Here is a 20,305-nt window from a genome sequence, read left to right on the forward strand (position 1 = left end):
GAGGTTGGGAGGGATTTAATTTATCAAATATGCGCCCCTTTTCTAACCCATCATTCCAAAATTGTTCGTTATTACATTTTTAAGTCTGCAAAAATCATCACTTTCATGAATAATAGACCAATAAATTTATCTCCCAAATCAATGACTATTGGTGTTCCAATGAAGAAACTCATGAACGGTGCTGAAAACATCGTTGTCGAAATGTGCAAAGGCTTTGTCCTGGCACATCCAGAACTGGCATTTAATGAATCTTATAAAATCATTTCCCGAAAGGAAAAACACCAAAATGTCGCGCTGATCAGTGGTGGGGGTAGCGGTCATGAACCTGCTCATGCCGGTTTTGTCGGTCAAGGCATGCTGGACGCTGCCGTATGTGGTGACGTGTTTGCCTCACCTTCACAGATTCAGGTTTATAAAGCCTTGCAGCAAGTAGCGACTGACAAAGGCGTGTTGATGATCATCAAAAACTATTCTGGCGATATGATGAATTTTCAAAATGCCGCTGTATTAGCAACTGAAGATGGCATCAAGGTTGATTACGTAAAAGTCGCAGATGACATCGCAGTAAAAGACAGCCTATATACCGTTGGCCGTCGTGGTGTAGCTGGTACAATCTTCGTGCATAAGATTGCCGGTGCTGCTGCCTCTAAAGGTTATGAGCTGGCACGTGTTAAAGAACTGGCACAAAAAGCGGCAGACAATGTAATGAGCCTTGGTTTTGCCTTTACCTCTTGTACCGTTCCAGCCAAAGGCACACCAACGTTCATTTTAGCTGAAGATGAAATGGAATACGGCGTCGGTATCCACGGTGAACCGGGGATCCGTCGTGAAAAGATTCTGCCTTCTAAAGAACTAGCTCAGCGCATTGTCGATGACCTGTTCCTGGATCGTCCAAACCTGACTGAAGTTGCAGTTATAGTAAATGGCTTTGGTACAACACCACTGCAAGAATTGTATGTGTTCAATAATGATGTATGTGAACATCTGGCAAGTAAAGGCATCAAAATTTACCGTACCTTTGTCGGCAACTACATGACCAGTATCGACATGGCAGGTGCATCAGTTTCGCTACTAGCTGTGGATGATGAACTGAAAACTTATCTGGATGCAGAAGCCAATACCCCCGCATTTAAAATGGATGGTTCACCTGCACTGCCATTTGAGTTTGCTGCCAAAGACCAAGCTGCTGTACGCACAGTAAATACAGATGTTGAAACACATCCTGAACATGCTGTGATTGCCAATGAACAATTCACCATTGAAAACATGCGCTATGTGGTGGATGTGATGAGTGCCTGTATCATTAAAAATGAAGTGCCTTTCTGTGAGCTGGATGCCCATGCAGGCGATGGCGACTTCGGTATGAGTGTTGCCAAAGGCTTTAAACAACTCAAACGCCAGTGGCATGAACTGGTTCAGGCTGAACAGATGGATGATTTCCTGCTGAACTGTTCTATGATTATCATGGAACATTGTGGTGGCGCTTCAGGTCCAATCTGGGGATCTGCTTTCCGTGCAGCCAGTAAATCCATTAAAGGCAAAACCACATTAACTGTGGCAGATTTTGCTGACATGCTGCAAGCAGCAGTCAAAGGCATTCAGATTACAGGCGAACGTTCATTTGGTCGTGGTGCAGTCGTTGGTGACAAAACCCTGATTGATGCTCTGGTTCCATGTGCAGATTCTTGGTCTGCCAATACTGACAAGACTTTTAAAGAAAACTTTGTTCTAGGTGCTCAAGCGGCAGTTCAAGGTGCAGAATCCACCAAAGACATCGTGGCGCGTATGGGTCGTGCCGGTACGGTCGGTGATCGAAGTCTGGGATATCCAGATGCCGGTGCATATGGTTTAGGTGTGATCTTTAGCGATATTGCTGAGCATATTAAGTAATTTTTTGACTTATCCCTCTCCCACAGGGAGAGGGTGTTTCATTTAATTAAATAGAGGGTTAGATTTCACAGTGAAATTCCCTCTCCTTTTAGAAGATAAGCAGCACTGCTGCGCAAGGAAAAGGTTATTTATACTTTTCCAAAAACTTCTCCAACTCCTCCGTCACCACGACTCTTTTTCTACCCTTTAATTGATCTTTATCCAGCAAACCTTCTGAGTCTATAATCAATACTTTATGCCCATCCTGTTTTAAGCGATCCACGCCTTCAAACAGCATTCGGGCACCGACATCATGCATCAGAGTGAGATTGGTTAAATCGAGGATAATGGTACTTTTACCTTCCGGTTCATCCTGCAAGATTCGTAGCAGCATTTCAGACTCAGTAAATTGCAGCACTCCACGCAGTTCATAAACCACGACGTTATTCTTTTTACCCACCGTATAACGGCTTTGCAGAATGGTCTGTGCTGACGGCGTACCTTCCATAAGGTGCAGCCCCATATCGTGCGACAGATTTTCAAAGATTCTGACCCCACGTACACTATTACCATGCTCATCGATTTTCGGTGAAAAGACCGCAATCCCCACTTGCCCTGGCAGTACTCCAATAATGCCACCTGCCACACCACTCTTGGCCGGAATACCGACTGTGGTCAGCCAGTCACCTGCAGCATCGTACATACCGCAGGTTAGCATCACACTGAGTAATTGCCGGACTAAAGCCCGATCCAGCAGCCGTTTTCCTGTCTTGGGATGCACACCACCATTGGCCAATATACTGGTGATCACCGCTAGGTCTTTGACTGTGACCTTAATTGCGCACTGCTTGATATAGCCATGCACGATTTCTTTAGGATCTTCATCCAGCACACCGACGGTACGTAGCATGTAGCCAATCGACATATTACGAAAAGCTGTTTTAATCTCAGAGTTATACACCTGCTCATCAAAGGACAATTCACGTCCAGCCAGTCCACTTAAAAAACGGCGTAACTGTTCAGCACGTGATACCGTTTTTTTGGCAGGAATCAGAGAATGTGTGGTAATCGCACCAGAATTAATCATCGGGTTTTTTGGAATATTGCGTTCTTTTTCCAACGAAATCTGGTTAAAGGCCTCTCCCGAAGGTTCTACACCCACTTTTTCCAGTACCTGTTTTAGCCCTAGTTCCTTGATTGCTAGCGCATAGGCAAAAGGCTTAGAAAGAGACTGCATGGTAAATTCAACGTCATCATCCCCGGCAGAATAGATGGTTCCATCTACTGTCGATAGTGCAAGTCCGAGCTTGTCAGGATCAACCGCAGCAAGTTCAGGAATGTAATCTGCCAGCGCGCCTTTTTTATTATCATGGCAAGCAGAAAGCACATGATTCAAATAATCCGGTACCGGCGTTTTCATGGCAAATGCTCCCATCTCAATCTTTTATATCATTTTTATTAAAACTGAATACTGAAGACGGTTTTGCTACTTTTATGCAGTTTTATGTTGTGAAAATGGGAGATGGGCAAAAGAGATAGGAGAAATAAATGAATTCCTTGGGCAAGATCAGAAAGCTTAAAATAGATAAATCATAAAGATGAGCACATTATTTTCAGATTACAGGTCTATTTCTATGGAGCAATAAACCTGTAACCGATAACAACCAGCTTGATGTTCCAGGCAGATTATTTCACTTTCGTTTTGCGAATCATCTTATACAACACTTTTGGCGATAGACGTGAAACTAAAACACCTAGTTTTTCTTTAGAGCCACCCACCACGATATATTCTTCGCCACGTTTCAATGCTTCTACAGTCTGACGGGCAAAATCAGCCGGTTCCAGGCCATTTTCAATCGCTTCATCTTGCTTGGCCTGAGGTTTGCCTTCCCCATTTAAGGCATTAAAAGACACATTGGTTTTAATAAAGCCCGGGAAAATCACGGATACCTGAATACCCTGATCTGCCATTTCAGCACGTAAGCTGTTCGCCCACATATGAATCGCGCCTTTGGCTGCTGAATAAGACGCCCGATATTGAGTTCCAAGTAGACCGGCTACACTGGAAATAAAGGCAATCCGGCCAGATTTCTGTTTTAAAAACGTCGGTAAAACCGTTTTGGTCAAAAACACCTGAGAGAAATAATCGACTTCCATAATGGCGCGTTCAGTCTGCATGGTGGTTTCCTGAATCAGGGCACGCTGACTGAGTCCAGCATTATTGATCAGCCAGTCAATGCGGCCTTTCTCACTTAGCACCTGTTCATAAGCCGTGCGTACCTGACTTTCATCAGTAATATCAGCCACCACTGAAATATGCTGATCAGGATTCACCAGTCCTGCACGGACTTTTTCCAGTTCTTCCAAACGTCGTGCGGTCAATACTATCTGTGCACCTTGGGCAGCACATTCTTCAGCCAGTGCCTTACCAATTCCTGAAGATGCTCCGGTAATCCAGACTACTTTTCCCTGTAAATTTTCTAGTTTTGCCATTAAATCCTGTCACCCTCTTTATATGAATGTGTGCCTGGCGGTATTTCATCTTCCAGAAATGCCAGCAACTGCTCAAAATAATAACTCATGGTATCCGCATCATAGAGGCTACCAAGTTTATCAAAACGTTTATAACCCAGTTGTGTGGTCAGGTGAATCACACCATTCAATGTTTTATCCACCACCACATTAAATTTCAGCATCTTTTTCGGTTCACGCACCAAATGCGTCACCCCCTGATCCACCACCTGAATAAAAGCCTTCAGTGCCGGTGATACATACTGATTATTGCCACCTTTCATTTGCTCTACACAGCCTAGCAGTTCCGTGATCAGCATGCGTTCTACCGGATAGCGAACAAAATATCCGTCCTCATTTTCATGGGTCATCTTATACAGATAGTTCACCATGGGAATTAGCCGATCATTACCAAAAAACGAAACCGACCACGGCATATATTTGCGAGTCGTTTCTAAAATCTGTTGAATGACTTTTTCAGATTCCTGATCTGGGGAGCTAGAGAGCTGCACCACACGACCAAAAATCTGGTCAATAATTTCACAGGCAATATCGGCCAGATTTTCACCGAGCAGTTTGGCCAGACTTTCCTGCTCGCCAGCATTAAATCGGGAATGCAGGTCTTTAAAGCGTTGATGGGTATCGGGGTGAATCTTGAGAGAAATGCTATAGCTCATCTTGTTATCCTTTTTTTAATCGTCTGCGATGAGTCGCGTTTTATCAATCTATCATACGTTGAGTTCAGGCAACTGCCAATTGGCGAAAGTTTGCTTTTGGTTAAGCTGCCGCATGCCTTGATTTTTTTGCTACAATAGATGCAATTTTTTATCCACTTTTGATCTGTTTAGACTATGACTGATTCAGCGCAAAATATTGCTACGACCTACGATCCGACCGAGATCGAGAAAAAATGGTACCAAACCTGGGAAGAGCGCGGTTACTTCAAGCCGTCTCAAAAAGGTGAATCATTCTGTATCATGATTCCGCCGCCAAACGTCACTGGTAGCTTGCACATGGGTCATGGTTTTAACAATGCCATCATGGATGCGTTGACCCGTTATAACCGTATGTCAGGCAAAAATACCTTATGGCAGCCAGGTACTGACCATGCGGGGATCGCAACCCAGATGGTTGTTGAGCGTCAGTTAGGTGCTCAAGGCGTAAGCCGTCATGATCTGGGCCGTGAAAAGTTCATCGAAAAAGTTTGGGAATGGAAAGAGCAATCTGGCGGTAATATTACCCGTCAAATCCGTCGTTTGGGTTCTTCTGTAGACTGGTCACGTGAACGCTTCACCATGGATGAAGGTTTATCCAACGCCGTTAAAGAAGTATTCGTGAAACTGCATGAAGAAGGCCTGATTTACCGCGGCAAACGTCTGGTGAACTGGGATCCTAAACTGCAAACCGCCCTGTCTGACCTTGAAGTAGAATCTGATAAAGAAGAACAAAGCTCACTGTGGCACTTCAAATATTTCTTTGAAGATAAATCACTGCGCACTCAAGATGGTAAAGACCATATTGTCGTTGCAACCACTCGTCCAGAAACATTACTCGGTGATACTGCGGTTGCGGTCAACCCTGAAGATGAACGTTATGCGCATCTTGTCGGCAAAAATATTGTATTGCCAATTACTGGCCGTACCGTTGCCATCGTTGCTGATGAATATGTTGAAAAAGAATTCGGTACAGGCTGTGTAAAAATCACACCTGCACACGACTTCAATGACTATGAAGTGGGTAAACGCTGTGGTCTGGCACTGATCAACATCTTCAACAAAAATGCCGAAGTTCTGGCTGAGTTTGAATATATCGAAAAAGCCGGTGAGCAGATTTCTAAAACTATCCCTGCGCCAGCAGACTACATTGGTTTAGAACGTTTTGAAGCACGTAAAAAACTGGTTGAGCAAGCGGAAGCTGAAGGCTGGTTAGATCAGATCCAACCATACACTTTGAAACCACCTCGCGGTGACCGTTCAGGCGTAATCGTTGAGCCACTTCTAACAGACCAATGGTATGTGAAAATTGCACCACTGGCTGAACCTGCTATTGAAGCGGTAAAAGATGGCCGGATCAAGTTCGTTCCTGAGCAATACAGTAACATGTATATGTCATGGATGAACAACATTCAGGACTGGTGTATCTCGCGTCAATTGTGGTGGGGTCACCGTATTCCGGCTTGGTACGATGCTGAAGGCAATGTATTTGTCGGTCGTAACGAAGAAGAAGTTCGCGCGAAACACGGTATTGCACCTGAAGTTGAATTAAAACAGGATGAAGATGTACTGGATACCTGGTTCTCTTCTGGTTTGTGGACATTCTCAACTTTAGGCTGGACTGGCGACGAAGCGAAAGATAAAGAAAACTATTTCTTGAATACTTTCCACCCGACTGATGTTCTTGTCACTGGTTTCGACATCATCTTCTTCTGGGTTGCCCGTATGATCATGATGACCATGCACTTCATGAAAAATGAAGATGGCACACCGCAAGTACCATTTAAAACTGTGTATGTACACGGTCTGGTACGTGATGGCGAAGGTCAGAAGATGTCTAAGTCTAAGGGTAACGTACTTGATCCATTAGACCTGATTGACGGTGTAGATCTGGAAACCTTGGTACAAAAACGTACTTTCGGTCTGATGAACCCTAAACAAGCTGCGAAGATTGAAAAATCCACCCGTAAAGAATTCCCAGAAGGTATTCAGGCTTACGGTACTGACGCAGTTCGTTTCACCTTCTGTGCATTAGCAAACACTGGCCGTGACATTAAGTTCGACATGAAACGTGTTGAAGGTTACCGTAACTTCGCCAACAAAATCTGGAACGGTACTCGTTTCGTGATGATGAACGTGGAAGGTCAAACTGTTGGTCAAACTGCTCGTCCTGATCTTTGGGAATTGCCAGAACAATGGATCGTGAGCCGTTTGCAAAAAGCGGAACAAGCGGTTCAGCAAGCATTCGCAACTTACCGTCTAGACTTAGCTGCTCAAGCGATCTACGAGTTCATCTGGAATGAATACTGTGACTGGTATGTCGAGCTGACTAAACCAGTTCTAAACGATGAAAACGTATCTGAAGAGCGTAAAGCTGAAGTTCGTCGTGTGTTATTGGCGGTGATGGAAGCATCTTTACGTCTTGCGCATCCAATCATGCCGTACCTGACTGAAGAAATCTGGCAAACGCTTGCACCGAAATTGGGGATCTCTGGCGAAACCATCATGCTGGCTCAGTATCCTGTTGCAGATGAAGCGAAGATCAACGAACAAGCTGAAGCAGACATGCAATGGCTGCAAGGTCTGATCGGTGCAGTACGTAACATCCGTGGTGAAATGGGCCTAGGTAATGCGCGTCTGTTACCAGTTCTCCTTCAGAACACGACTGAAGCTGAAAAAGCGCAGATCACACGTATTGAAGCGCTATTTAAAGCATTGGCGAAAGTTGAAAGCATCACTTTCCTTTCTGATGGTGAACAACCACCATTGTCTTCATCTTCAGTTGTTGGTCACGTGTCTGTATTCGTTCCAATGAAAGGTCTGATTGATCCTAAAGCAGAATTGGGCCGTCTGCAAAAAGACCTGGACAAAGTTCAGAAACAGCATGACCAAATTGCGAATAAACTTTCTAACGAAGGTTTCGTTGCGAAAGCACCTGCTGCTGTGGTTGAAGGTGAACGTGCGAAACTAGCTGAATTTGCTGATCAGTTAGCGAAGATTAAAGCGAATATGGAGCAGATTGCGGTGCTTTAATTTCTTATTAAATGTTTAAAAAATAAGCTAAAATCCTCTCAAATTTGAGGGGATTTTTTTTGAATCATAATGATATTTGATAGAATTATTTGATTAAAAATTTATAAATACCCCAACATGACAAATATAGATAAATACGCATTTTCTGCTGATAGACCAATTAGAAATTTAGAACAGGACTTATTAGGTCGAGCTGATTTTGCAAAAAACTTAAGTGATGCTATTTCTCAATGGAAAGGTGATGAAAGTCTAGTTATTGCGTTGCATGGAGATTGGGGCTCAGGAAAATCATCAATTAAAAATATGGCATTGTCTTATTCAAAAAAGCAAGACACCCCACCCACAATTATAGAGTTTTCACCTTGGGAATGGTCAGCTCAGGATAAGATTGTTCAAGCTTTTTTTGATGAAATATCAAAATCTATTGGAAGGAAAGACTCATCTAAAGAAGATCAAAATTTGGCAAATATATTTGCTAAGTATGGTAATCACCTTTCTACAGCTCACACGATTTTTAAAAGTGCTAATCTTTTCGTTCCTTTATTAACTACTGCAATTTTAGGTACAGGACTAGTAAGTAGCTATTTTACTGATAATATACAATTAGTGTTACTCATTACGACCTTAACATCACTCATTCCTATTCTTATGTCAGTTACTGAGAAAGGAAGTGACATACTAGGTAAAATGTCAGAAAATTCTAGTCAAAAGGCTAAGCTAAATGAAAAAACCTTAGTAGAAATTCGTGAGGAATTAATTACCGCTTTGAAGAGTAGGACAACTCCTCTTTTAATCGTTATGGATGATATTGATCGCCTAACAACTGTAGAGTTGCGAATGATCTTTCAATTAATTAAAGCAAATACTGATTTTCCTAATGTAATATTTTTACTTTTATTTCAGAAAGATATAGTTGAAAAAAAGCTCACTGATATAACGCAATCTGGCGAGAACTATCTAGAAAAAATTATTCAAATACCTTTTACAATTCCACAAATTCAATTAAAACAAGTCCATGGAGTTCTAGTTAATCTACTAGAAGGTGTGATAAATAGTCATACTGATGCAGACAAAAAATTTGATCAAAAAAGATGGGTGGAAATTTATCATAACGGTTTAAAAAACTATTTCAATAATTTAAGAAATGTTTATAGATTCAACTCGACTCTATGCTTTAACTTTAATCTTTTTAAAAATAATGATATTTTTGAAGCAGATCCAATAGATTTGATAGCCATTGAATGCTTAAGAGTATTTGAGCCGAATGTTTATAGCAAACTTTCCAACTCTAAAGAAGCTTTTACCTCTTTAGGTTCTGTCTCGAGTAACAATCAAACAGATAAAGTAAAATATTCACGAATAATTGAAGATATTTTCAAGAGCGCATCTGAGAAAAATAGAGAATCTGTCGAAGGTATTTTAAAAACCCTCTTTCCTACTACTCAGTGGATCATAAGTAACTATTATCATGATTATAGTTCATATCAAGAATGGTTTACTCAACTCAGAGTATGCCATAAAGACCATTTTGATAAGTATTTTAAACTTAGTTTTGATAGCGAAAGTTTTTCTACATCAGACTTTATAGATTTCTTGCAACAAGCAAGTAATAGAACACAACTTAAAGAGAAAATCCTTGCCTTAGATGCAAGAAACGTACTAGAAGATTTTTTATCTAAATTTGAAGCTTATAGCAAACAAGTTCCTAAAGAAAATTTCGAATCATACCTTTATGCAATGTTTGATACTTGTGAAGAGGTAAATATTGAATCAAGCAGTTCTATTTTCTTTACAGCACAAAGATGCTTATTCAGATTATCATTCTGGTGCTTAGAAAGTATTGAGAACAGACAAGAGAGAGCTAAACTTCTAATTAATTACATTAATCAATATTCAAATTTCTCTATTATTAAAGATATTCTAATTGAAGAACATAAATCTAGAGATAATAATGCTGATACCCTATTAGATGATTCAGATTTTGAACAACTCAAAAAAGATTTTATTCTTAAATTAAGTCAATTTTGTATCTCAAACCCTGACTCTATAATTAAAAACCCATCATTCCGTTCATTTATGTATCTTTGGATAGAATGGGGGAACTCTTCTGATACTCTTAATTGGTTTGAATCCGAAACTCAGGATATACAAGGCATTCTAAAGATACTTAAGACAATGATCCAAAGTACTACATCTTATGGCGGTTCCTATACTAAACCTCATGTCAAAAGATATATTAAAGCTGATACTGTTATAAAGTTCTTAAACATTCCTCGCATATCAAACATAATCAACTCTGCTGATTTTTCTATTCTTTCAGAAGAGGAAAATGACTTAATCAAAATGCTCAGAAAAGGATTCGAAAATAAAGCTAATGGAAGAGATGATGATTGGGATGGCTAACTCTCACCCCTTTGCGAAGCAGCGCTTCTCATCCCAAAGGGAGAAGTGCTTCTAATTAAGTTAAAGCATCCCATGCCTTAAAAACATTTCTAATCCACTCACCTTTTTGATATACATCAGGCGTTCTTTTTCTACTTTGATTTGCTGCTTGATAGTAGAAGTATCTTCATCAATCTGCTTATACAGATCAGCAATTTGAATCTTACCCTTTGCCTTTTTGACTGCAATTCTGGTTTTCGATGACCAGACCAATCTATGAATTAAGGTATCAATCTGTTCTTGTAACTTCTGGCTCTGCACATCCAAAGCCAGTTGATATAGCTTTACTTGCTCTGCACTTAAACTCTTTTGCGAAGGATCTCGATCTTGCTCAATCTGAAGCTGCATTTTTAGTAAGGCAAACAAATCCTGTTCTGCATAGGCTTCGTTGGCACGCTGCAATAATTCAGTTTTTTTAATCTTTTTTACATCATTCGCTTCACGATCTGGATGAATCGCTGCAGCAATCTTTAAATATACCGATTTCACTGATTGCTCTGCCATTGCGGCTGCCTGTTCCTGCTTTTCCTGCCGGCGTTTTAGTTTGGCCTGCTCGCGGACTTGCTGAAAATGATCAGAAGCCCATTCTTCAAATCCCTCAGCATCTGCCGGATCTGGGACATTTTCATTCTTAAAAAACCTTTCAAGTTCATTGGTCTTTTTTTGGCTTTTCCTGAATTGGGCATGTTCGGCACGCTGCTGATAATAGGTGAAGATTTCATTTACCTTATTGGCTTCTTGCGCTGACATCGCCTGAGAATCTTGCAGATAATCTGCCAGGTATTGAATCTTCTCATCCAGTACTACCAACTCGACCTTGGTAAAATCTGTTTCCTGCAAGTGCTTCCAGAGCTGTTCGAGCTGCTCAAACAGCACACCATGTAATTCATGATAGACCGGCATGAAAGTTTTATGCGTATATTGCTGTAGGTCTTCTTCAGCCTGTTGCCATTGTTTTAACTCCAGCTTCTGCTGTTCGATTTTATCAATCAGACGATCCAGCTTCTTCTGCTGTGGCGAAAGCGCTGTGAATGGCTGGATCATGGTTTTTAAGTCAAAGAGCATGGCAGCAGAAAGACCCAAGGAAATCTTATCTATATTAATTCTTTCAGCATTCGCTACAAAGTTCTTTTCACCTTAGGCTATTGAAATTTGTATCAGAATTAAAAAAAGCAGAGCTAAGTCTGCTTTTTTCACGCGGCTCTTTATTATTCCAGTACCACACGGCCATTTAAGGACTGCACTGGACGGTTATTTGGATGGCCCATTAGCTTGGAAAATTCTGAAATCTGTTTTTCTGAGGCCTGCTGGATTTCTTTCAGAATCAACCAGCGCACGCCTTCAGAACATGGCGGTGTTGTCAGTGATCCACTAAAGCGGTAATAATCCAGATTCTTAGGCAACATCTCATTTACAGGTTGTGGGTTCTTCAAGACAACTTTTTCACCTTGCTTTTTCGGCAGGCGATTCCACATACGTTTTAGCATCGGATTTTCTGTACCCTGCGCAAACATCATCGCCACTACAGCAAGTTCCCCTTGAGCATTGGCATGGACAAAATGAATCTCTAGAGGATAGCTCTTGCCTTTAATCAGGTTTTCACTTGGGCTATGCAGATGAAACTGTTTCAGCACAAAAGTTTCACCATCCAGCTGCAACTCTCCACCTCGGGCAAAGTCCACCTGAACAGTATGACCTTTATTTTCAATTGCGTGAATCATGGTGTTATAGCTAAACTTGAGCGGTTCCAGTTCGGCTTTGACTGTTCGCTCAATATTGATCGGTGACTGGTTCAGTCCATTACAGGCTGAATATTTCTGGTTTAGAGTCGACCATTGCTCAGGCTGCGTATAGTTCCAGTCTGCATCTGCAAATACTGCTGTACTTAAGCCCATAACCGTTAAAAGCGTGAATATCTTTTTCACAACACATCCTTTCTTGGAAGTCAAAATCAATATTTTTAATTTAAAAAACAGATTTTTAGCTTGATCTAATCGCTATATTTTTCAGGGCACAACATACAGAAATTTATAAGTTCCAAGTTATTTGATTACAAATCATTAAATAGTTCTTATTATTCCTAGGAAATTGCTCAGATTTTATCTTGATATATTTCAGCAGGATATTATTTGTACTGCTTAAAAGTTACACAGAGTAAAATGTAAACTGGTTCAAATTTAATTTGTTGAATAATCAATCAATATTTACATGAAATATCTATCTTATTTTCTTAAAATCGCTATATCTTTCACTCATAGCAATCATATTCAAAAAACATAATTTATTTTTATTCAAAAACTTACATAATTACAGCAGCAAACTAACAGCCGAGATTGCTAGACTCGGAACAAAGAGTGATCTGGAATAATAACAATGGACTGGGCCACCATATTTATAAATGATACGACCTGGGAATTTGCCACAGAGATTTTGCTGCGCTGTGTAGTCATGTACGCGATGATTATCCTGTTTCTACGGCTGACAGGTAAGCGCGGAGTACGACAACTTTCGATCTTTGAAGTCACTATCATTCTTGCTTTGGGTTCTATTGCCGGCGATCCGATGTTTACAGAAGATCTTCCCCTGATTCAGGCGGCGCTGATCATGTCAGTGATCATTTTCCTGTATCGTCTGACTACTTGGCTCATGATGAAATTTCAATGGTTTGAAGACCTGCTTGAAGGCAAACCGATTCATATTGTGGAAGATGGTTTACTGGTCATTGATGAAATTAAAAAAGGCAAAATGTCGCATGATGAATTCTTTGCTGAAATGCGTCAGCAAGGCATTGAACATTTGGGTCAGGTGCGTTTAGGTTTACTGGAAACTGACGGTAAATTTAGTATTTTGTATTTCCATTCAGATGATGTTCGGCATGGGCTCCCGCTTTTCCCTAAATCCTGCTGCATTGTCAAAGAAGTCAGACCAGAAGAGCTTTATGCCTGTATTTATTGCGGTCAAGTCCAGCATTTAAAAGAAGCAAAACAAACTTGTCCACGCTGCCATTCTCACCAATGGGCAAAAGCCATGAATAGCCACCGGATTACTTAGAGCTGCTTAAGTCGTTGCAAATGGTCAAAGATTTCTGGCAGTTGCTGAATTTTGTATTGAATATGCCCGGCATCCGGATGGAAACCTTGCATCCATAAAGCATGCATACCCGCGGCTGTTGCGCCTTGAACATCATTAACAGGATGATCACCAATATAAAGACACTGCTTTGGTTGTACACCTAAACGCTCTGCGGTAATCTGGAAAATTTCCGGCTGCGGTTTATTAAAGCCGACCAATCCTGAACTGACAATCTCATCAAAATAATCTGCAATACCTAAACCGCGAAGGGTATTTAATCGGGTCTCATGTCCTCCATTGGATACAATGGCCAAGCGATAACCTTCAGTTTTAAGCCGTTTTAATACTTGTCCTGCTTGCGGCATCTCTACGGCAAAACGGCCAAACTGGTTGAACCAGAACTGCGCTAGCTCATCTAGAGCTGGTGGAGTTAACCAGGATAATTCCTGCAACAATGCATATGCGGCTGAAGCACCAATACTGCCATGGGTGAGCAATTCCTTTTTCGGATAACCGCCATTATCAATGCGTCGTACAATCTCGATAATTTTCTCAAGTTCAACCTATGCTAGTGCCGAAGCATAATACTCTGCCAGATAATGGCTATAGGCCTGTGTCGTCAGGTCACGGTGCGTCAAGGTATTGTCAAGATCGAATAGAACAGCTTGAATGGTCATAATTTAAAAAGGAATAGAATGGTTTCTGTCATGGTAACAGCTGGAAACTTTCAGGATTAGACTTAAAATTGCTAAGTTTTGTTGTTTCAGGCATAAAAAAAGCGATGCCGAAGCATCGCTTTTATTTTGTTATAAAATTAGAACTTATATTCGAAGCCTGTACCAACAAGTAACTGCTTGTCTTCGTCAGAACCTTGTTCAATAGTCAGGTAGCCTGCTGTACCGTACACTTTGACTTGCTTAGATAAAGCGTAGTCCACGCCAGCAAGAAATTGCTTAGCTTCAAAGTCTGAACTTGCATTGTTGAAAGTCACATCGCTATAGCTATATTGGCCTTTTACTGTCCATTTTTTAGCATTTGGCAGGTTATATTCTGCACCAATTAACCATGCTTGCGCATCGTCGATAGTTGCTGCTGCGGCTTGGTTTGCTGTTGGACTAGCAGAAGCATTTTCAATATCAGAAGTTTGATACAATGCACGAAGTGATAGACCATTCTCTAAGTTGACACGACCAATTGCACGAACTGTATTTGCTTCTGCAACAACATTACGGCTTGCTGTAACATCTTGGCCTAAACGAGGAGCTGTATTGTCGGCATTTAGGAAACCACGACCTAAGAAACGAGATGGAATTGCTTTGTCATAACCCAGACCTGCGACAAAAGTTTTGTCTGAGTAAACGACTGAAGAAGACCAAGAGTCACCTAAACCACGGCCAGCGACTGTATAACCGCCTTTAGTAGATTTAATTGTGTCATTACCTTCACCAGTTGCAAGTTGAAGTTTTGCTTCAACTTTACCTTCGCCAACATTGAATACAGGAGTTTCATAAACCAATACGTTATCGATACGGTTTTCACCTGCCATAATACCGTTTACGTCAGCATTGTTTGCTACATAGTTGTTGAAAGTATCCACTACAGCAGAAAGCTGTTTTACAGGCGTATCAATCTTACCGACTTTTAACGCACCTAATTTCTCATCTTTTAAACCAATGAGAATATTACGCGGTACGAATACGTCATTGCTGCTATTTGAACCTTCATCACTATAAAATGTGAATTCAGCTTGGTACAACGCGCTTAAACGGTCGGTTAATTTTTCGTCCCCTTTTAAACCCAAGAATGAGTTATTAGAGTTCAGGTCAGTAATATGACGATCTTCTACGCCATTTTTATTATCTGCTTGTACATGATCTAGAGAAAGATCGATTTCACCATAGAAAGTTGGTGCTGCAAATGTAGTTCCCGCTAAAAGGCTGAGTGCGATTGCTGTTGCTAACTTAGTTTTCATTAAAAAATCCTTTAACTTATTTTGTTACAAATAATACACACGGTGCCTATATTACAAAATTATTAAAAAAATATTTATATATTCTTTTTAATACTTTAGGTGGGGAGTCAATTAACCTATTTATTCATAAGAGATTTTAAATATTTTTTGCTACTTTCATCCATCGGAAAATAGGAATCAGGCAAAAAATCGCGATGATTACGATCAAATTTAGATAGTTTTGGTAACCTAAAGCGTCCCCTAGTAGCCCGCTCAGGCTATAAAGTCCCCCGCTTATAGTAGCCATCAAGGCGACCTGAAAAGTGAAATCAGTCCCTGCCAGATGCTTGCGACTGTATTGCATCACCAAGGTCAACATAACGACTAAGAGCATGGCCGATATCATATCCTCGGCAGCATTAATGAGATAAATGATCCAGTTTGCCACTTTGTTTTGGGCTTCATACTGTGCAGCCAGCCAGGCATAAGCAATTAGACTGAGTATTTTCAGAATAGAGAAAATCATTAAACTCCAACTGCGCGACCAGTATTTCAAACACCAGCCTGCTAGCCCTGCGCCAATCAACGCTGCAAAAGCGCCGAGCATGGTGACATAAATACCAATCTGACTAAAACTCAGTCCCAAATCGACCATCAAAGGCTTTAATAAGGGCCCAGACAGACCATCCGCCACTTTAAGGGTCAGTAAAACCAGCAGCCATGTCGCCAAGGTAGAATCAGCTAAAAAATATTGAAAATAAGCTTTGATTCTAGTCCGAGCAGGTAATTTCTCAGATGATGAAGAAATCATCTTTTGATGATCTGGTTCTTTAAACCATAACACCGGTAAAGTATTCAGAAAGACCAGAGCTGCCAGTAGCAAAAAGGTCATCTGCCATTGCAAAAAGTCGAGTAACCACAGGATTGCCCCGCCTCCAACAATAAAGCCCAAGCGGGAGCCAATCACCTGAAAGGTATTGCCCCAGTGTTGCTGTTCATTTTTCAGAATATTGACTGCCAGTCCATCCGTAGCAATATCCTGAGTAGCACCGATCCCATTCATTACTAACAACGTGATAAAAAAGATCAGCAGATAAAACGGCTGGTTTAAGGCCTGAATTGGCAAGAAGGACAGTCCAATCAGTACAACGACAGAAAGCCATTGCAAAGGGATAATCCAGCTTCGATAATGACCTCGAGATTTTGATCCATGGCGATCAACTAAAGGTGCCCAGAAGATTTTAATCGACCATGGCAGCATGAGTAGGCCAAAGCCACCAATATGTGCCAGAGATACGCCTTCAGCCCGCAGAATGACCGGCAAGGCATGGGTCATAAACCCGACCGGAAGCCCCTGTGCCCAATATAGGGAAAACAATAAAATATAAGTATTCCGCATATTCAGCGCAGGTCCTTAAGGTAAAAATGCTAAAAGCATCCATCATCGCTATACATTTTGCCAATGATCCGGATTTTACAACAGTCTAATATGATAAAAAATAAAGAAAAATACGTTTCAGGATGAGACATCGATGAGTACAACACGTTTCCCCAAACTTCCTCCCCTAGTTCCTTCTCGCGGAGGTAAATTGAGCCAAACCCTGTTTAAACAGCTATTTCTGGCTCAGGGCTGGCAGCTCAAAGGCGAGTTCCCTAACCTGCCTAAAGCAGTAGCGATTATTTCTCCGCATACCTCGAATATCGATGCCTGGCTAGGTTTTAATGCCCTACTTGGTTTGGGTATTCAGATTACGATTTTTGGTAAAGACAGCCTGTTTCGTACTCCACTTAAACCCATTCTGGAATGGATCGGTGTAGTTCCTGTAGTACGCGATACACCGCAAGGTCACACCCGACAAATTGTTGACGTGATTAATAAGACAGACCGGATCTGGGTAGGTATGGCACCGGAAGGTTCTCGCAAGGCGCCAGAAAAAATCCGCAGTGGTTTTTATCATATTGCCAAGGCAGCCAATTTGCCGATTGTGATGTTTTCCTTTGACTATGACATCAAGACCATTCATATCCTCGGTGTATATCACCTGACAGGTGATTATGAATATGATCTGGAACAGATCTATAAGCATTATGAAGGTAAATTTTCGGCCAAAAATCCGGATTGGGTCGCCAAGCCGTTACAAAAGCTTTTGAAAAAAGACTAGGCAAAACTGGCTTTTTTTGATGTGATAGCCTGAATTTTGTTGATTTAATCGCCAGTTTTTTATAATGAAATTAGCTCGTTATGCTCTGATTGGCTGCATAGGTTTAAGCCTTGCAGCATGTGATAAAGCTACTAAAACCCCAACAACCTCTACTCCTCTTCAGGCTCGTGAACCTGTGGTGGCTATTGCGCTCGGTGGTGGTGGTGCCAAAGGCTTTGCCCATATCGGGGTACTCAAAGTTCTCGAATCGCATGGCATCAAACCGAAGATTGTTACTGGAACCAGTGCCGGAAGCTTCGTGGGTAGCCTGTATGCCAGCGGCAAATCTCCTTATCAGTTGCAGCAAATTGCCCTGAACTTTAAGGAATCTGATATTCGTGATTTAACCTTGAACCGTCAAGGGATTATTGCCGGACAGAAACTGCAGGATTTCGTCAATAAAAATGTGGCGAATAAACCGATTGAACAGTTCCCGATTCGCTTCGCGGCAGTGGCAACCCGCCTGGACAATGGCCGTAAAGCTGACTTTATTAAAGGCAATGCCGGACAAGCCGTGCGTGCCTCTTGCAGCATTCCGAATGTCTTTGTACCCGCTGTAATTGGCGGTACAAAATATGTCGATGGCGGTCTGGTTAGTCCAATTCCGGTAAAAACGGCCAAAGATATGGGAGCTGATATTGTTATTGCCGTAGATATTTCTGCACGTCCGGACAGCAATAAGGCGCTCAACATGTGGGGTGTATTGGACCAGACGATTAATATCATGGGTCAGCAAAGCATCAACAAAGAACTCAGTCAGGCCAATATCGTGATCCAGCCTAAAGTAGGCCATATTGGTACGCTGGATTTAAAAGCCAGCAATGAGACCATTCTTGAAGGTGAAAAAGCCGCGCAACTGAAAATCCGTTCAATTGAAAAAGCCATCAGTGATTTTAGGCAGTCTCCGGCTGCATTCAAGCCTGCACGACCGGCAAAATTTTAATCAGAAATTTTTTATATTCATCTGCTGCAGCATCTGCTACATTGGAAGTAAATCATATAAAGATGATGATTAATTAAATACTTAGCAATATAGGTCACGATATGGAATTAGTTCTTGAACCTTGGCACTGGTTTGTATTGGGAATACTTCTTATTCTTTCAGAATTACTCCTGCCCGCTTTTGCTGCCCTCTGGTTCGGGATTGGTGCCATTATGGTCGGCATTCTGTACTGGATGTTCCCGATGATGGGACTGACCACCCAGATCCTGACCTGGATCATCCTGTCTGTTCTTTGTACCTTGCTCTGGTTTAAGTTTATCAAGCCGCTTTCTATCGACAAGACCAAAGCCGGCCTGTCGCGCGAAGCCACCATTGGCCAAATTGGCATGGTGATTCAGACCGATCTTGAACAGGATCAGATCCGGGTCCGTTTTCCGCTGCCTGTTTTAGGCTCAGATGAATGGGATTGCCGCGCTCTGGATAAAGTCCAAGTCGGAGATCGTGTCCGTGTTGTCGATATCTTGGGAAATGACCTGGTTGTACAGCCCCACAGCACTCAATATCAAAACGAAAAAGGTGAATAAATTATGTCTGCTGGCACTATCATTGTTATTGCGTTCTTGGCCTTTGTTGCGATTACCATTTTTAAAGGTGTACGAATTGTTCCACAAGGCTATAAGTGGATCGTGCAACGTCTGGGTAAATACCACACCACGCTTAATCCTGGCCTGAATTTTGTCATTCCTTACGTAGATGAAGTGGCTTATAAAGTCACCACCAAAGATATCGTTCTGGATATTCCTTCTCAGGAAGTAATTACCCGCGATAACGCCGTCTTGCTGATGAATGCGGTGGCTTATATCAACCTGACAACTCCTGAAAAAGCGGTATACGGGATTGAGAACTACTCATGGGCAATTCAGAACCTGGTACAAACTTCGCTACGTTCAATCGTAGGTGAAATGGATCTGGATGATGCCTTATCTTCGCGTGATCATATCAAGGCACGTTTAAAGTCCAGCATTTCTGATGATATTTCAGACTGGGGTATCACCTTAAAGACGGTTGAAATTCAGGATATTAAACCTTCTGTGACCATGCAGACGGCGATGGAAGAACAGGCAGCGGCAGAGCGTCAACGTCGTGCAACCGTGACTAAAGCTGATGGTGAAAAACAGGCTGCCATTCTGGAAGCTGATGGTCGTCTGGAAGCATCACGTCGTGATGCAGAAGCGCAAGTCGTACTGGCAGAATCTTCCCAACGTGCGATTGATATGGTGAGTCAGGCAATTGGCGATAAGGAAATTCCTGTGGCTTATCTGTTGGGTGAACAATATGTCAAAGCCATGCAGGATATGGCCAAGTCTCCAAATGCCAAGACTGTGGTCTTGCCTGCCGATGTGCTGAATACCATTCGCGGTGTGATGGGACGTCACTAAATTTCAGAGATACTTCACAATAGGCAGCCAACTGGTTGCCTATTTTCTTTCAAAATAAGAAAATCTCAGCAAAGATTGTGAATTTATGGTTAAATTTCGCGTTTATTTTTGAAATCCTCTGGATTCGATGT

The 20,305-nt window shown here is 41.7% G+C and carries 15 protein-coding genes and 1 pseudogene; 8 read left to right on the top strand and 8 right to left on the bottom strand.

Features of this window, described 5'->3' with window-relative positions; all coding sequences use genetic code 11:
• Window positions 1-159: 159 nt before the first annotated feature.
• A complete protein-coding gene (gene dhaK, locus AC4MCC_RS10755) occupies window positions 160-1,890 on the top strand; it encodes a dihydroxyacetone kinase subunit DhaK (protein ID WP_491885256.1) in 1,731 nt (576 codons plus the stop codon).
• A 124-nt stretch (window positions 1,891-2,014) separates the two neighbouring features.
• Here dhaK and AC4MCC_RS10760 read toward each other — a convergent pair whose 3' ends face one another.
• From AC4MCC_RS10760 to AC4MCC_RS10770, 3 genes are all read right to left on the bottom strand, one after another.
• Window positions 2,015-3,289, bottom strand: a complete 1,275-nt coding sequence (locus AC4MCC_RS10760; protein WP_491885257.1) for a glutaminase — start codon at window positions 3,287-3,289, stop codon at window positions 2,015-2,017.
• A 266-nt stretch (window positions 3,290-3,555) separates the two neighbouring features.
• Entirely contained in the window at window positions 3,556-4,362 is an 807-nt protein-coding gene (locus tag AC4MCC_RS10765) for an SDR family oxidoreductase (RefSeq protein ID WP_432209236.1), read from the bottom strand.
• The gene (locus AC4MCC_RS10770; RefSeq protein WP_491885258.1) at window positions 4,362-5,057 is read right to left on the bottom strand and encodes a hypothetical protein; all 696 of its coding nucleotides are present in this window, start codon (window positions 5,055-5,057) and stop codon (window positions 4,362-4,364) included. Before AC4MCC_RS10770 ends, AC4MCC_RS10765 begins: the two co-directional genes overlap by 1 nt.
• Window positions 5,058-5,231: 174 nt before the next feature.
• Here AC4MCC_RS10770 and AC4MCC_RS10775 point away from each other — a divergent pair, with 174 nt between their 5' ends.
• Window positions 5,232-8,126, top strand: a complete 2,895-nt coding sequence (locus AC4MCC_RS10775; protein ID WP_491885259.1) for a valine--tRNA ligase — start codon at window positions 5,232-5,234, stop codon at window positions 8,124-8,126.
• Window positions 8,127-8,243: 117 nt separating this feature from the next.
• Complete coding sequence (locus AC4MCC_RS10780; protein ID WP_491885260.1) at window positions 8,244-10,529, top strand: KAP family P-loop NTPase fold protein; 2,286 nt, start codon at window positions 8,244-8,246, stop codon at window positions 10,527-10,529.
• Between the two features lie 60 nt (window positions 10,530-10,589).
• Here the strand turns inward: AC4MCC_RS10780 and AC4MCC_RS10785 are convergent, their stop codons facing one another.
• Window positions 10,590-11,633 carry a molecular chaperone DnaJ gene (locus tag AC4MCC_RS10785; RefSeq protein WP_491885853.1) on the bottom strand — a complete coding sequence of 348 codons (1,044 nt, stop codon included), beginning with the start codon at window positions 11,631-11,633 and terminating at the stop codon, window positions 10,590-10,592.
• 143 nt (window positions 11,634-11,776) lie between these two features.
• The gene (locus AC4MCC_RS10790; RefSeq protein WP_491885854.1) at window positions 11,777-12,463 is read right to left on the bottom strand and encodes a carbonic anhydrase; all 687 of its coding nucleotides are present in this window, start codon (window positions 12,461-12,463) and stop codon (window positions 11,777-11,779) included.
• Window positions 12,464-12,941: 478 nt separating this feature from the next.
• Here AC4MCC_RS10790 and AC4MCC_RS10795 point away from each other — a divergent pair, with 478 nt between their 5' ends.
• A complete protein-coding gene (locus AC4MCC_RS10795) occupies window positions 12,942-13,619 on the top strand; it encodes a DUF421 domain-containing protein (RefSeq protein WP_491885261.1) in 678 nt (225 codons plus the stop codon).
• On the opposite strand, the pseudogene AC4MCC_RS10800 reads toward AC4MCC_RS10795, so the two are convergent.
• The 3 genes and pseudogenes from AC4MCC_RS10800 to AC4MCC_RS10810 form a co-directional block, all read right to left on the bottom strand.
• A pseudogene (locus tag AC4MCC_RS10800) lies at window positions 13,616-14,317 on the bottom strand (HAD family hydrolase). The gene AC4MCC_RS10795 and the pseudogene AC4MCC_RS10800 sit on opposite strands and share 4 nt — an antisense overlap.
• 137 nt (window positions 14,318-14,454) lie before the next feature.
• Window positions 14,455-15,612, bottom strand: coding sequence for a porin (locus AC4MCC_RS10805; RefSeq protein WP_491885262.1), 1,158 nt, complete (start codon window positions 15,610-15,612; stop codon window positions 14,455-14,457).
• A 136-nt stretch (window positions 15,613-15,748) separates the two neighbouring features.
• Entirely contained in the window at window positions 15,749-16,990 is a 1,242-nt protein-coding gene (locus AC4MCC_RS10810; RefSeq protein ID WP_491885263.1) for an MFS transporter, read from the bottom strand.
• A gap of 133 nt (window positions 16,991-17,123) precedes the next feature.
• Between AC4MCC_RS10810 and AC4MCC_RS10815 the strand changes: the two genes are divergently transcribed.
• The 4 genes from AC4MCC_RS10815 to AC4MCC_RS10830 all read left to right on the top strand — a co-directional run bounded on the left by AC4MCC_RS10815 (window position 17,124) and on the right by AC4MCC_RS10830 (window position 20,174).
• On the top strand, window positions 17,124-17,753 hold the full coding sequence (locus AC4MCC_RS10815; RefSeq protein WP_180131566.1) for a 1-acyl-sn-glycerol-3-phosphate acyltransferase: 630 nt from the start codon (window positions 17,124-17,126) through the stop codon (window positions 17,751-17,753).
• Between the two features lie 64 nt (window positions 17,754-17,817).
• Window positions 17,818-18,735 (top strand): patatin-like phospholipase family protein, encoded by a 918-nt coding sequence (locus tag AC4MCC_RS10820; RefSeq protein WP_491885264.1) that lies wholly within the window; start codon window positions 17,818-17,820, stop codon window positions 18,733-18,735.
• A gap of 101 nt (window positions 18,736-18,836) precedes the next feature.
• On the top strand, window positions 18,837-19,319 hold the full coding sequence (locus AC4MCC_RS10825; RefSeq protein WP_004783073.1) for an NfeD family protein: 483 nt from the start codon (window positions 18,837-18,839) through the stop codon (window positions 19,317-19,319).
• Between the two features lie 3 nt (window positions 19,320-19,322).
• The gene (locus AC4MCC_RS10830) at window positions 19,323-20,174 is read left to right on the top strand and encodes an SPFH domain-containing protein (RefSeq protein WP_005234507.1); all 852 of its coding nucleotides are present in this window, start codon (window positions 19,323-19,325) and stop codon (window positions 20,172-20,174) included.
• The last annotated feature ends 131 nt before the right edge of the window (window positions 20,175-20,305 follow it).

This window comes from Acinetobacter sp. CAU_H_56 (genome assembly GCF_058599425.1).